The sequence below is a fragment of the Rhodococcus sp. SJ-3 genome (genome assembly GCF_051918125.1).
Taxonomy (GTDB): Bacteria; Actinomycetota; Actinomycetes; order Mycobacteriales; family Mycobacteriaceae; genus Rhodococcus.
The window spans coordinates 252,875-266,474 of record NZ_CM123306.1; the positions used below are offsets into that span (position 1 = coordinate 252,875).

The following is a 13,600-nucleotide window of genomic DNA, read 5'->3' on the forward strand; positions in this document are numbered from 1 at the left end:
GACCTACTCGGTGACCCACATGCCGTCGGGAATCGGCGCACCGAGTCCGGAGAGGCGGACCCCGTGCACGTGGTCGCCGATGAGCACCGCCGGCGCGGGCCGGACGTACCACGCACCTGGGGTCAGCTCTGCCAAGCGCTGCTGCACGACCTCGTACGCGGCGGTGCGCTCTTCGACGGTCGTGCCGACACGACCGGCATCGAGCGCCGCATCGAGGTCGGGATCGTCGACTCCCACGATGTTCCCCTTGGACGTCGAGTGAAAACTCGACCAGAGCGAGTGATCGGGGTCCTGAATGGTCACGCCGTGCACCATCATGTCGAAGTCGCGCGTACCGAATCGCGCGAAGGCCGCGGGGAAATCGAGGACCTCGACCTCGACGTCGACGTTGTCGAATGCTCTCAGCTGTGCCTGTGCGGTCTCGGCGACCGCCTTGTTCTCCACGGTCGGGAAGGTGGTGAAGGTGAACGACACCGGCTTCCCTTCCGCCGCCAGTTCATCGAACAATTGCTGTGCGGTGTCTGCATCGTGTCGGCCCAGCGGGATGTCGGAGTACCACGGAGACTCCTCCAGGAAGAGGGTCTCGGGAACGACACCTTCGCCGTTGTAGACGGTCGTGTTCATCGCATCCAGGTCCACGGCGAGCGCCACCGCCCGTCGGGCACGCGGATCATCGAAGGGAGCGCGACGGTTGTTCATGCCCAGATACTGCCCACCGCCCATCGGCACGATCTCGACGGCCGTTCCGGCGTTCTCGGCTTTGGCGAGGGTGTTCCAGTTGCTGTCCGAGGCGAGGTCGGCACCGCCGGTGGTGATCGAATTGAGTCGTTGTGTGGTGTCGGGGGACGTACGGATCGTGAGGCCGTCCAGGTACGGCCTGGGCGCATCCCAATACCGTGGGTTCTTCTCGAGCTCGATGACGTTCTGCCGGGACCACGTTGCGAGCGTGAAAGGACCTGCACCGATCGGGTTCTCGTCGAATGCTGCCGCGCCCTGTTGCAGCGCCGCAGGCGAAGCTATCCAGTTCATCGAACTGACGATCACACTGTGTGCGTAGTTCGGGTTCGGTGCGGTCAACGTGACCTCGAGTGTCGTCGGGCCGAGCACCTCGGTCGAGGCGATCTGCGATGCCTCACCGATCGATCCCGACGCGGTGGCGGGGTCGCGCAACCGATCCCAGTTGAACTTGACCGCCTCGGCGTCGAGCGGTGTTCCGTCGGAGAACGTCACGTCGGGCCGGAGCGTGAGCACCATCGTGGTGCCGCCGTCGTCGCTCGAGAAGTCGGTGGCCAGGCCATATCCGATCTCGAGGGTGTCGACGTCGGTGGTCATCAATGTGCCGTACAGCGCATTTCCCAGCAGGGACGATCCCGCATAGGTGTTGCTCATGGCCGCGGGGTCGAGGGTTCGCGGCTCACCCATCTGGATGATGTTCGCGACACCGCCCGCCACCGGATCTCCAATTTCTGCAGAATCACCTTGTGTACCAGCAGAATCCGATCCGACACACGCGCTCAGCAGCAGGACCGAGCATACCGCGGCCGCTGCCGCATCGATGGTGCGCCCCCTCCATGACAGTCTCCCTCGAAACATTGGCACCCTTCCCGGCAGCCCCTCCTGGACGAGACCGAGACTACGTTATTACTGTAAGTCACACCATAAGATTTACAGGGGGAATGCCGACCGCTTCGCATCAGGCTCGGGCACGAGGTGGACGACCCTCGTGAGCATGTTCTCGGCGCCGACCTCTGCCGGATCGGTGAGGTAGTACTCGCGTACCGGGCCCACGGCATCGACTCCGCGCGCCGCGAGGTCTGCGAACAGGGCGTGATAGGCAACGGGCAGGAGCGACGCCGGACCAGTGAAGTCCACCGCTGCGAAAAGACCGCCTGGCATCAGAAGAGCGTCGACGCCGGCTTCGGGAGCGACTTCGATGCCCACCCCGAAGTCGACGGTCCCCTCGAGCACTACCGGATATCGACCGACCACCGGCGCCTCCGTGTCGACACCCAGCGCAAGTGCGTCCCCGAGGAGGCCTTCGATCGACGCAGCAACGGTGCTGTCGAGGTCATCCACCTCAGCACTGCCTTCGCGCCACAGCACGACCTGATCGTCGATGCGTCGCAGCCGAACCGGAAGTTTCATTGCGGCAAGCTCTTCGAGCGAACCGACGAGGGCGAGCGAGCGCATTGCCCGCTCGGCCTCGTGCTCGATACGGGCACGCTCGACGGCCAGCACATCCGCACCGCCCGCCGGATCATCGACGATGCGGCGGATCGCGGCGACAGAAACTCCGGCTCGACGGAGCAGGCCGACCCTCAGCGCCGATGCGAGTTGGGCGGGCGCGTAGTACCGGTATCCGGTGTGCGGATCGACTCGACCCGGGGTAAGCAGTCCCTCGCGGTCGTAGTAACGCAGGGCTTTCACAGTGAGTCTGCACGCCCGCGCAAACTCACCGATACTCATCCACTGCGTCGGATCGGTCATGTCGCGCCGGTGCCATCCGTGAACGGAATCACCGTGATCACATCGACGAGCAGACCGTCGGGGTCGACGGTCATGAAATGCCGTTGCCCGAAGTCCTCACTGCGCAGACTCGAGGCGATGGGCAGTCCTGCCGCCCTCGCACAGTCGTGGACCGCGTCGACGTCGTCGACCTCGACCGAGACGAGCACTCCCGCGGGCGATCCGCGGAAACCCTCCGGGATCGTCTCGTGGCCTTGTATGACGAGCCCGAGCTGCACCGATTCGGTGGTCGATGATTGCAGCTGGACGTACCAGTCGCTGTCGTACACGACGGTCAGCCCCAGGAGACCGACATAGAAGTCGCAGCTGCGGCGGATGTCGGCGACCGGGACGACGGGAAAGATGCTTTGCGTGACGGATGTACTCCGTGTTGTGAAGGTGCTCATACATCTCACCGTCTTCCCTCCCCCGGGGGGAGAGTCAAACCCCGGCGCCGCCATCGCGTGTGACCCGGCCGATCAGCCCAGGTCGTCGTGCCGCATCAACTGCCGAGCGGCTTCGGTCACCGACCCGCTCAGCGACGGGTACACCGAGAAGGTCTGCGCGAGGTCTGTCACATTGAGGTTGTTCTGTACCGCCAAGGCAATCGGCAGGATGAGTTCGGATGCGTTGGGCGCGACGATCACTCCGCCGATCACCACACCGGTCGCGGGGCGGCAGAAGATCTTGACGAAGCCGCGTCGCAACCCGGACATCTTCGCCCGTGGGTTGGTGTTGAGCGGCAACATCACTGTGCGGGCAGGAATCTCGCCCTTGTCGATGGTTGCCTGACTGACACCCACGGCCGCGATCTCGGGGCGGGTGAACACTGCCGCAGCGACCGTCTTGAGTTTGATGGGGCTCACGCCCTCGCCGAGCGCGTGGTACATCGCGATGCGCCCCTGCATCGCGGCGACGGAGGCGAGCGGCAGGAGGCCGGTGCAGTCGCCTGCGGCGTAGATTCCCGGCACCGACGTGCGCGACACACGGTCGACGGGCAGGTAGCCGCCCCGGTCGAGTTCGAGTCCTACCTTGTCGAGTCCCAGGCCCTGGGTGTTCGGGACCGATCCGACCGTCATGAGTGCGTGACTGCCCTCGACGACGCGACCATCCGACAGGAGCACCCGGACGCCGTTTCCGGTGCGTTCGACCGAATCGGCGCGCGCGTGCTTGACGAGGGTGACGCCGCGTTCGGTGAGCACTTCCTCGAGCACGAGTGCCGCGTCTTCGTCCTCGTGAGGCAAGATGCGGTCGCGACTGGAGACCACAGTGACCTGGACCCCGACCTCGGTGTATGCCGAGACGAACTCCGCGCCGGTCACACCGGAGCCGACCACGACGAGATGCTCGGGGAGCTTGTCGAGGTCGTAGAGATGACGCCACGTCAGGATGCGCTCGCCGTCGGGTTCTGCATTGGGAAGAACGCGCGGACTCGCGCCGGTCGCGATGAGCACCACATCGGCGTCGAGCACCTTGTCTTCACCTGTGAACAGCTTGGCGCGGACCTTGTGGGCGGCCATCCCGATCTCGGGATCGATCAGCTCGCCGTACCCGGACAGCAGCGAGATTCCTGCAGCCTCGAGTTTCGTGCGGATGTCGGCCGACTGTGCACGTGCGAGGCTCTTGACACGTGCATGCACCTGCGGCAATGCGACGGAGGTGCGTTCGAGTTCGATGCCGAGGTCGGCGGCGCGGCGCATGTCGGTGCGGACGCCGGTGGAGGCGATGAAGGTCTTGGACGGGACGCAGTCGAAGAGAACGCATGCGCCGCCGATGCCGTCCGAATCGATCAGAGACACCGACGCGCCGTACTGCGCTGCCACGAGCGCCGCCTCGTAACCGGCGGGTCCGCCGCCGATGATGACAATCCGAGTCATTGTTCTCCTCTGTATCGATTCCGAATAAGGGTATCGGGCCGAACTCGGGCATCCGCGGGGGTGTGCGAACGCCCGCGACAACGCTATGCCACCGCGGGTACACGGCGCAGACAGACCGTGCAACGGTGTCGGCGACTCGGTCACCGCTGGCGACGCCCGGCACGGTGCGATCGAGACCGAACCGTTAGCCTTGTGGACGTGCCGATCTACGCCGCCTACGGGTCCAACATGCATCCGGAGCAGATGCTGACGCGCTGCCCGCACTCGCCGATGTCCGGCACCGGCTGGTTGCACGGGTGGCGGCTGACGTTCGCGGGCGCCGATATCGGCTGGGAAGGCGCACTGGCGACCGTGGTGGAGGACGCCGATTCCAAGGTGTTCGTGGTGTTGTACGACGTACCCGAGGACGACGAGCGCAGCCTCGACCGCTGGGAGGGCGCCGAACTCGGCTTCCACCGCAAGATCCGCGTCCGCATCGACACCGCCGACGGGCCCGCCCTTGCCTGGCTGTATGTCGTCGACGGATACGAAGGCGGGCTTCCGTCCGCTCGCTATCTGGGCGTGATGGCCGACGCCGCAGAGATCGCAGGCGCTCCGTCGGACTATGTGATGAACCTGCGCACCCGCAACAGCCGCAACGTCGGCCCGGGGCGTCCCGACTCCTTCTAGCCGTTGCCTTCTGGTGAGCAAACGTCAACATGCTCTGTGTGCTTTCCCATCAGGCAGCCTCACCTTCCGATGAGACAGTCCCGGACTCACCCAGCAACTGCTGGTGCCGGGTTGACGCTTCCTCGCCTGCAGCGTTGACCACTGGTGTGGTCGCGGACTCCCGCGTGGCTCCACGTCCGTCCCCACCCGAATCGGTGGCGGCCGGGCTACTCCCGGTACCGGTCCCCGTAGCACCCGTGCGGTGGGTCTCGCCGAGGCGGGCGAGGTTGATCGCGGCATTACGATCACGATCGATCGTCACTCCGCAGTGGTCACACACATACATCCGGTCCGCGAGAGCCAGGTTTGGTTTTCGCCTGCCACACCCCGAACACAATTTACTGGACGGAAAGTACCGGCCGGCCTCCATCAACACCGAGCCGTACCACGTGGTTTTGTAGCCGAGCATCCGGCGGACCTGCACCAACGCCGCGTCGGACAGAGCCAGGTTCAGGCCCCTCTTCCGCGCCCCACCCGCCGACCGCATCCCACTCGCGTTCAATGTTTCCACCGCGATCACCCGATGCCGCTGCGCCAACTCGGTGGTGGCGTTGTGCACCACGTCGCGGCGCACCGCAGCGGCGTGGGCGTGGGTGCGGCCGATCCGGCGTTGCTGTGTGATCCAGCGTTTCGACGGTTTCTGCTTCGTCTCGGTGGCCACATCGTAGGGGCCGTGCTGCCGCGCGACCCTGCGCTGCAAGGCCCGCAGCCGGGCTTGGGCTGCGGTCAGGGACTTCGGTGCCGGAACCCGGTCGAGTTCGCGTCCGTCCGGCGTCGCGACAACGATCAGGGAGTCGGCTTTGACGCCGACGTCGACACCGACCACCGACTCACCCTCACCGACATGCCCCGGCACGGCGACAGCACGGTGCACGAGAACCTGAAACGCCACATGCCACCGACCCGCCGAATCCTCGGACAAGGTGGCAGACAGGATCCGGGCGGTGCCCGCCTCGATCCGGCGGGCCAGTTTCCGGGTGGACTCGCAGGTGTGGATCCGCCCCAACCTCGGCAGGGTGACATGATGCCGGTCGGTCTCGACACCGATGGTGCCGGTGGTGAACCGCACCGATCGGCGGGACCGGACGGTCTTGAAGCGAGGGAACCCGATCGTTTTCCCGGCCCGCATACCTTTGCGGGATGTCGACCACGCGTCCAATCCCCGAGCGAGCGCGTCCAACCCGGAGTTGTAGGCCTCCTTGGAGTTCTCGGCCCACCACGGCGCGACCTCGTGTTTGCGGGCGTTCCACTGCTTGCGCAGACCCGCGAGTGACCATCCCAATGCCGGTGTCAACTCGTCCTCGTCGAGGCCGTAGGTGCGTTCGGCTTGCCGCTGGTTCATGACCGCTTTCACGGCGGCGAGCATCGTGTTGTGCGCCTTACGGGCCCCGCCGGCGTGCGAGCGGAATGCTCGTATCTGGGTGGGTGTGGGGTCGAGCGCGAACGTGTAGGCCTGCGCGGTCCAGCCGTCGGGGATCTCGAATCTGGCCATCAGGATCTCGCCTCGACAGGCCGGTGATGCGTGGTGGTGACCGGCCGCATCGCACGAGTGCGCGCACGGTTGTGGCGGTAGAGGCGGGGACACCTCGAGGTCGGATCCTCGATGAGGTCCCGCACCGGATCGTCCTCGGTCTCACCATGATCGCCCGCCACGATCCGGCGGTCCTGCGCCGGCAGGGCCACCGTCGGATGCAGGGCTCCGAGCCGGACCGGACGGTTGCGGTACGTCACGATGATCATGCTCGCAGAGGGGTCCGACATGTAGCCTGTGGGTGCGCCCATTCGGTCGGCTTCACACGCATTGTGAACACATTCGGTCATGTTTGTTCACATTTGCTCACAGAATGTCGAGCAGTTCGTAACCCCTTTCTCGAAGGTGTGGTTCCGAGCCCGGATACCGGGTTCGGAACCACACCTTTCTGCATTGTCGAGCGGTGGTATAAGGTCACGCTAACCAAACTTAGGTAAGCCAATCTTGGCATCGAGAAAGAGTGTGGACCCCTCGTGATTCGCAGTAACCGGCGTGGACCCGCCACGCCCCGATCGGCGGGAGCGCGCTCTGCCGTACCCGCACTGATCCTGATTCCCGCGCTTCTCGCGGCCGCATGCGGCTCGTCCGACACGTCATCGTCCAGCGCGGACGGGCCGGCCGAAGCCGAGTCTCTGACGGTCGCCGTCGCGAAGGACACGGGACCCCTCAACATCTTCGCCGGTGCGTCCGACCAGATGACCGAACTCGTCTACGACAAATTGCTCTCCCCCTCGCCGTACGTCGCCGAACCGCAGCCGTGGCTGGCCACCGATGTCCGACAGGTCGACGCCACGACTTGGGAGGTGGATCTGCGCGACGACGTGAACTGGCACGACGGCGAAGCGTTCACCGCCGACGATGTCGCTTTCAGCTTCCACTACATGCATGCCGCGCCGACCGGACGTTTCACACACCACGTCAACGACACACCGTCGATCTCGACGGTGGAAGCGACGAGCCCGACCTCGGTGCGGTTCGTGTGCGACTACGCTTGCCCCGAACTCGGCACGGTCACGCTCGCCGATCTTCCCGTCCTCCCCGAGCACATCTGGTCGAAGGTCGACCCCGCGCAGGCGAAGGAGGTGACCGACCTCCCGATCGGCACCGGGCCGTTCAAGCTTGTCGACTACAGCCCGACCACCGGGTACAAGTTCGAGGCCAACGCCGACTACTTCCCCGGTGCTCCGACGGTCGACGAACTGGTCATGCCGGTGATCGCCGATTCTTCGGCCGCATTCACCGCCCTGCGCTCCGGCCAGGTCGACGCGGTCGATCGCGCGCTCACCCCGGAGTTGGTCGATCAGTTCACCGCATCGAACGACATCGGCACCATCACCGTGGCGCCGCTGACCTACCCCGAGCTGAAGCTCAACTTCACCCGTGAACCCTTCGCACAGGCCGACTTCCGTGCCGCACTGAACTTCGCGGTGGATCGCGATCAGATGCTCGACCTCGTCGGCCTCGGCCAGGGCCGCCCCGGCACCCAGGGCTACGTCCATCCGGATGCACCGTTCGCCGATCCGGACGCATCCACCCCGTACGACCCGGCTCAGGCCACCGCGCTGCTCGACTCACTCGGGTGGAAGGACGTGGACGGCGACGGTACGCGCGAGAACCCGGCCGGAGAAGCCGCGGCGTTCACGTTGATCGTCAACGGTGGTGACGCGCCGCAGGTCCGCGCCGCCGAATTGATTGCGGAGGACTTCGCCGAGGTCGGTATCGACGTCGTCGTCAGCCCGCTCGACGCCGGGTCGCTCTCGGACGCCTCTGCGAAGAAGAACTTCGACCTCTACGTCACCACGAACAGCCCACATGCGGTGGCCGACTCCACACAGTTCATCATGTCGCACCGCTCGGGAAACCTGTGGAAGCATCCCGATCTCGCCTACCCGGAATTCGATGCGCTGTACGAGAAGTGGCGCGTCACCGAGACCAATGAGTCGCGCATCGCGGCAATGCAGGAGATGCAGGAACTGTTCAACCGCCAGCCCACCGCCATCGCCCTGTACTACCCGGACGAGACCTGGGCGTTCCGCTCCGACCGATTCGCCGGATGGGTCGAGACCCCCGGCTACGGCATCGTCCACAAGTGGTCGTTCCTGCCCTCCGACGTCGTCGACGCCGCGAACGCGGAAGCGCCGCAGGACTGATGACCGTCCTGCGCCGGGCGGGGCAGTACGCCCTGGTTCTGTGGGCCGCGGTGACGTTGAACTTTGCGCTACCGCACCTGGCACCGGGTGATCCCGTCAACTATCTCTACGGCGGCGACCAGCAGTCGCTCGACCCGAAGTACATCGCGCAGATGCGCGCAGACTACGGGCTCGACCGGCCGATCCTCGAACAGTACGTCTCCTTCTGGTCCGGTCTGCTGCACGGAGATCTCGGAATGTCCGTGCAGCACAATCGTCCCGTTCTCGATGTGCTGTGGGAGAAGCTTCCGTGGACGATCGCACTGGTCGGCATCGGAACGCTACTCGCATTCGTCATCGGCTCTCTGCTCGGCGCATGGGCGGCATGGCGCCGTGGCTCCGCGAAGGAAACCGGGACCGTCGTCACGGTTCTCGCGATCGATTCGATGCCCGGTTTCTGGATCGGCATGATCCTCATCGCGGTGTTCTCGGTAACACTCGGGTGGTTCCCGTCGTACGGCGCGGCCTCATTCGATGCCACCGGATTCGGATGGCTCACCGAAGTCGCGTCCCGCATGGCTCTCCCCGTCGCGACGCTCACCATCGCCGGTATCGGCGGGTTCTTCCTCATGACCCGTGCGTCGATGGTGGGCGTGCTGGACGAGCCGTTCATCCGGCTCGCCCGTGCGAAGGGACTCGGCGAGTTCCGTGTCGCGGTCGGACACGCCCTGCGCAACGCTCTGCTGCCCGTGTACACCACGCTCACCCTCACCGTGGGTGTGCTGCTGTCGGGAGCTGTCGTCGTCGAGTCCGTCTTCGCCTATCCCGGTCTGGGCAAGCTCACCTTCGACGCTGTCACCGCACGTGACTATCCGCTGCTTCAGGGTGCGTTCCTGCTCGCCACCGTCGGCATCATCGCGGCGAATCTGCTCGCGGACCTGACGTATCCGTTGCTGGACCCGCGGGTGCGCAAGGACCGGACCGCAGCGAAGCGGCACGACGCTCGATCACCGGAAGGGATACCGGCATGACGCTTCTCGGCACGAAAACCCGCTCGCAGCGCCTCGCACTCGTGGGCACAGTCATTCTGGGCATCCTTCTGCTGTGTGCGGTCGCCGCACCGTGGCTCGCGCCGTACGACCCGACCGAGCGCGTCACACGGCCGTTCTCCAAGCCGTCGGCCGAGCACCTTCTCGGCGCGGACGACGTGGGACACGATCTGCTGTCGATGCTCATCCACGGCGCCCAGATCTCGCTGTTCGTCGGCGTGGTTGCCGCACTCGTCGCAACGACGATCGGCACCGTGGTGGGCATTGCCGCCGGATACGTGCGCGGAGCCACCGATGCAATCCTGATGCGCGTCGTCGACGTGATCCTGTCGTTGCCGGTACTGCCGCTGACCATCGTCATCGGAGTCTTCGCCGGCCCCGGCCTGACCACACAGATCACAGTGATCTCGGCGGTGCTGTGGGCGGGCCTGGCCCGGGAACTGCGGTCGCAGGTGCTCACCCTGCGCGAGAGGGACTACATCCAGGCGGAACGGGCAATGGGCGCCGGCCCGCTGTATGTGCTACGCCGGCACATTCTCCCGGCCATCTTCCCGCTCGTGATCCCGCAGTTCGTGCTCACCGTCAAGACCGCGATCCTGCTCGAAGCATCACTGGCATTCCTCGGACTCGGCAACATCTCGGCGGCGAGCTGGGGTTCGATGCTGTCGATGGCACACGCACGCAATGCGTTTCTCACCGACGCGTGGGTGTGGTGGGTCCTGCCACCCGGCATCGCTATCGCGGTCACGGTACTCGGGTTCGCGTTGCTCGGGAACGCTATCGAAGAGCGGTCACGCCCGGTTCTCACCCGTGCGCGGTCACGTCTGCGCCGGAAGACTCGCCCGGTCGATATCCCTGTGACCGAGGAGAATCCGACCGCACCCCTCATCGTCGACGATTTGACGGTGGTGTACGGCGAGAACGGCCGCGGCGCAACGAATGTCTCCTTCACCGTTGCGCCCGGTGAACTCGTCGGCCTCGTCGGCGAGTCGGGCAGCGGCAAGTCCACCGTGGCCGCTACCACGATCGGACTGCTGCCTTCCGCCGCACGGATCACCTCGGGACGGATCCTCGTCTCCGGCCGAGATGTCGCAACACTGTCGAAAGACGAGGTCCGAGAAATACGGGGGAACCGGATCTCCCTCATCCCGCAGGAGGCGTTGAGCGCACTGAACCCCGTGCGCACCATCGGGTCTCAGCTCGACGAGGCAATTCGTACACACCGCAGGTGCGGGCGGCGTGAGGCACGGAACCGAACCGTCGAACTGCTCACCCAGGTCGGGCTCGGAGCTGACCGTGCCGACTCGTATCCGCATCAGCTGTCGGGCGGTATGCGCCAGCGAGTGGTCATCGCGATGGCATTGGCGAACCAACCGGATGTGGTGATCGCGGACGAGCCCACCAGTGGTCTCGATGTGCTCCGCGAGGCGGAGGTACTCGCTCTGCTCAACGATCTGCGCACGCGCCATTCGCTGGCACTGCTGATCGTCACGCACAATCTGCCGGTGATCGAACGGATCGCCGATCGCATCGCGGTGATGAAGGACGGCGATCTCGTCGAGATCGGTACTGCCGCCCAGATCTCGACCGACCCGCAGCATCCCTACACTCGAGCACTCGTCGACGCCGCTCCGAGGCTCGAACCCCTCCGGGAGAAGGTGGCCCCATGAGCCCGTTGCTCGAGGTCGAATCGTTGTCGGTGGTCTTCGACGGGGTACCCGCGGTGACCGACGTGAACCTGCAGGTCGGGCTCGGTGAATCCATCGCGCTGGTCGGCGGTTCGGGCGCCGGGAAATCCACGGTGGCGCGTGCGATCGCAGGCCTCGTGACCGCGATGTCCGGCAGCATCGTCTTCGACGGTGTCGATCTCGTGTCCGCACCACGGCGCACGAGCAGGGCGCTTCGCCGTGGTATGCACCTGGTGTTCCAGGACCCGTATGCGTCGCTCCCACCCGGCATGCGGGTGGGCGACATCGTCGCGGAACCGATGGTGATCCACCGCATCGGTGACAAGGCCGGCCGGCGAGACGCTGTGCTGGACGCACTCGCGTCGGTACGGCTCGCACCGGCTGCCGATTTCGTCGATCGCTACCCGCACGAGTTGTCGGGTGGGCAGCGACAACGCGTCGCGTTCGCGCGGGCACTCGTGACCCGGCCCCGGCTCCTGCTCGCCGACGAACCCACCAGCGGTCTCGACGCGTCGCTGCGCGTGGAGATCGTCGATCTGATGTCGGAACTTGCGCGCACCCAGGATCTCGCGGTCCTCCACATCACCCACGACCTGGCGCTCGCAGCCCGCAGCTGTGACACGTTCATGGTCATGCAGGACGGGAGGGTCGTCGAGACCGGAAGTGCCACCGACGTTCTCACCAGCCCCTCGCACCAGTACACGGCGTCCCTGGTGGCCGCCGCGACCGGCGCGCTCCAACCGCCCTACAGGAGAAGAAATGTCTGCACCACTGCAACTTGTCGATGACGGCATGAAAGTCGACTTCACCGTCGACGATGTCATGAAGTACCACGGCCCAGGATTCCCCGGGGGCGTCGCCCATGCCGTCAAGGTGCTCGAGCGTGCCCTGCCGGTTCTGAGCCCCGACTCCCCAGCGGAACGTCGCGAGATCACCGTCGCCACTGCGCACCGCGGCCAAGGCGTGCGCGACACGTTCGAAGCGGTGACACGCGCCGTCACGGAGGAACGGTTCACTGTCGACTCGACGCTCGAGCGCTCCGACCGAGGTTCGACCCTCGAACGCTACGTATTCGTGCTGACCTACCGCGGCACCACCGTGCGCCTCGAGATCCGGGAAGGGTTCGTCACCGACGAATTCATCAGCCTCGGACGCAAGGCGGATCGCACCGAGACCGAGAATGCACGACTCACGGTCCTCAAGCAGGAGATGGCCGATCGCCTGCTCGCGGCGCCCGCGGATGAGGTCTACGACCTCATCGGGTAGGTCACCGTACCGTACGACCATGTCCACCACGCGCACAGCACTGACCCCGCTCGTCGTCACCACTGCATCCGCGGCGGCCTGGTTCGCGTGGCTCGGTTGGGACTCTGGCTACCGCGAACTTCCGGACGGCAGTGTGGAGGGGCCCTATTCGACGATGCAGGTGATCGCGTGCGGAGCGACGATCGCCTGCATCGTCGTCGCGGGATGCGTGGCGCTGCGCTGTTCGGTCAGGGGCAGCATCGCGGTGATCGCATGCGTCACCGCGGGGTTCGCAGCAATGTGGGCGCGCGATGCGGCATCATCGGATTCGAGCGGCTTGTGGGCAATAGGGCTGACCTTGCTGGTCCTCGGCATGATCACCGGCCTGACGATCGTCGCGGTCCTCACCCGATTCGCGCAGAACGCGTACCGGTCAAGACGGTGAGGTGGCATCGCGACAGGCGTGCGCGTTGACGCTCGGATGATCTGGACCGGCTGACGAGTCCGTCCATGGTGTCGATGTCGAGAACCGCGAGCAGGTGACCACCTGGAACGACAACGTGCGTTCGCCGTCCCCCGACGACCATGCATGCGCTGGCGCGGATACGGTCAACCCGTGATTCTGTGTCACCCCCAACCGCTAACCTCTCGATCATGACCGAGAAGACGAAGGGCCCCGAATCGTATTTCCCATCGATCGAGAAGAAATACGGCCGCCCGATCGAAGAGTGGAAGACCTTGATCCGCTCATCCGATATGACGAAACACATGGAGCTCGTGAATTGGCTGAAAGCCGATCACGGTATGGGCCACGGTCACGCGAATGCGCTTGTGGCCCATACCCTGAAGGAACCCGGAGCTCAGTAGC

14 protein-coding genes are annotated in these 13,600 nt (G+C 65.5%); 8 read left to right on the forward strand and 6 right to left on the reverse strand.

Going from position 1 to position 13,600, the window contains the following annotated elements; translation table 11 throughout:
• Nucleotides 1–3: 3 nt before the first annotated feature.
• The 4 genes from ACTDXD_RS01210 to ACTDXD_RS01225 form a co-directional block, all read right to left on the reverse strand.
• Nucleotides 4–1,452 carry an ABC transporter substrate-binding protein gene (locus ACTDXD_RS01210; protein ID WP_440125401.1) on the reverse strand — a complete coding sequence of 483 codons (1,449 nt, stop codon included), beginning with the start codon at nucleotides 1,450–1,452 and terminating at the stop codon, nucleotides 4–6.
• Between the two features lie 213 nt (nucleotides 1,453–1,665).
• On the reverse strand, nucleotides 1,666–2,487 hold the full coding sequence (locus ACTDXD_RS01215; protein WP_440125402.1) for a MerR family transcriptional regulator: 822 nt from the start codon (nucleotides 2,485–2,487) through the stop codon (nucleotides 1,666–1,668).
• Entirely contained in the window at nucleotides 2,484–2,912 is a 429-nt protein-coding gene (locus tag ACTDXD_RS01220) for a VOC family protein (protein ID WP_440125403.1), read from the reverse strand. Before ACTDXD_RS01220 ends, ACTDXD_RS01215 begins: the two co-directional genes overlap by 4 nt.
• A 72-nt stretch (nucleotides 2,913–2,984) precedes the next feature.
• The gene (locus tag ACTDXD_RS01225; RefSeq protein ID WP_440125404.1) at nucleotides 2,985–4,382 is read right to left on the reverse strand and encodes an NAD(P)H-quinone dehydrogenase; all 1,398 of its coding nucleotides are present in this window, start codon (nucleotides 4,380–4,382) and stop codon (nucleotides 2,985–2,987) included.
• Between the two features lie 198 nt (nucleotides 4,383–4,580).
• Here ACTDXD_RS01225 and ACTDXD_RS01230 point away from each other — a divergent pair, with 198 nt between their 5' ends.
• The gene (locus ACTDXD_RS01230; protein ID WP_440125405.1) at nucleotides 4,581–5,051 is read left to right on the forward strand and encodes a gamma-glutamylcyclotransferase; all 471 of its coding nucleotides are present in this window, start codon (nucleotides 4,581–4,583) and stop codon (nucleotides 5,049–5,051) included.
• A gap of 49 nt (nucleotides 5,052–5,100) precedes the next feature.
• On the opposite strand, the gene tnpB is transcribed toward ACTDXD_RS01230, so the two are convergent.
• Both tnpB and ACTDXD_RS01240 read right to left on the reverse strand, forming a co-directional pair.
• On the reverse strand, nucleotides 5,101–6,582 hold the full coding sequence (gene tnpB, locus ACTDXD_RS01235) for an IS607 family element RNA-guided endonuclease TnpB (protein WP_440125406.1): 1,482 nt from the start codon (nucleotides 6,580–6,582) through the stop codon (nucleotides 5,101–5,103).
• Nucleotides 6,582–6,872 carry a hypothetical protein gene (locus ACTDXD_RS01240; RefSeq protein ID WP_440125407.1) on the reverse strand — a complete coding sequence of 97 codons (291 nt, stop codon included), beginning with the start codon at nucleotides 6,870–6,872 and terminating at the stop codon, nucleotides 6,582–6,584. Before ACTDXD_RS01240 ends, tnpB begins: the two co-directional genes overlap by 1 nt.
• 222 nt (nucleotides 6,873–7,094) lie before the next feature.
• On the opposite strand from ACTDXD_RS01240, the gene ACTDXD_RS01245 reads away from it, so the two are divergent.
• From ACTDXD_RS01245 to ACTDXD_RS01275, 7 genes are all read left to right on the forward strand, one after another.
• Nucleotides 7,095–8,771: an ABC transporter substrate-binding protein gene (locus ACTDXD_RS01245; RefSeq protein WP_440125408.1), complete on the forward strand. Its 1,677-nt coding sequence runs from the start codon at nucleotides 7,095–7,097 to the stop codon at nucleotides 8,769–8,771.
• Nucleotides 8,771–9,781, forward strand: coding sequence for an ABC transporter permease (locus tag ACTDXD_RS01250; protein WP_440125409.1), 1,011 nt, complete (start codon nucleotides 8,771–8,773; stop codon nucleotides 9,779–9,781). Before ACTDXD_RS01245 ends, ACTDXD_RS01250 begins: the two co-directional genes overlap by 1 nt.
• On the forward strand, nucleotides 9,778–11,469 hold the full coding sequence (locus ACTDXD_RS01255; protein ID WP_440125410.1) for a dipeptide/oligopeptide/nickel ABC transporter permease/ATP-binding protein: 1,692 nt from the start codon (nucleotides 9,778–9,780) through the stop codon (nucleotides 11,467–11,469). Before ACTDXD_RS01250 ends, ACTDXD_RS01255 begins: the two co-directional genes overlap by 4 nt.
• A complete protein-coding gene (locus ACTDXD_RS01260) occupies nucleotides 11,466–12,275 on the forward strand; it encodes an ABC transporter ATP-binding protein (protein WP_440125411.1) in 810 nt (269 codons plus the stop codon). The genes ACTDXD_RS01255 and ACTDXD_RS01260 overlap by 4 nt, the downstream gene beginning before the upstream one ends.
• Nucleotides 12,247–12,753: a hypothetical protein gene (locus ACTDXD_RS01265; protein ID WP_440125412.1), complete on the forward strand. Its 507-nt coding sequence runs from the start codon at nucleotides 12,247–12,249 to the stop codon at nucleotides 12,751–12,753. The genes ACTDXD_RS01260 and ACTDXD_RS01265 overlap by 29 nt, the downstream gene beginning before the upstream one ends.
• Nucleotides 12,754–12,772: 19 nt before the next feature.
• A complete protein-coding gene (locus ACTDXD_RS01270) occupies nucleotides 12,773–13,177 on the forward strand; it encodes a hypothetical protein (RefSeq protein WP_440125413.1) in 405 nt (134 codons plus the stop codon).
• Between the two features lie 209 nt (nucleotides 13,178–13,386).
• On the forward strand, nucleotides 13,387–13,599 hold the full coding sequence (locus tag ACTDXD_RS01275; protein ID WP_440125414.1) for a DUF4287 domain-containing protein: 213 nt from the start codon (nucleotides 13,387–13,389) through the stop codon (nucleotides 13,597–13,599).
• Nucleotide 13,600 lies beyond the last annotated feature (1 nt).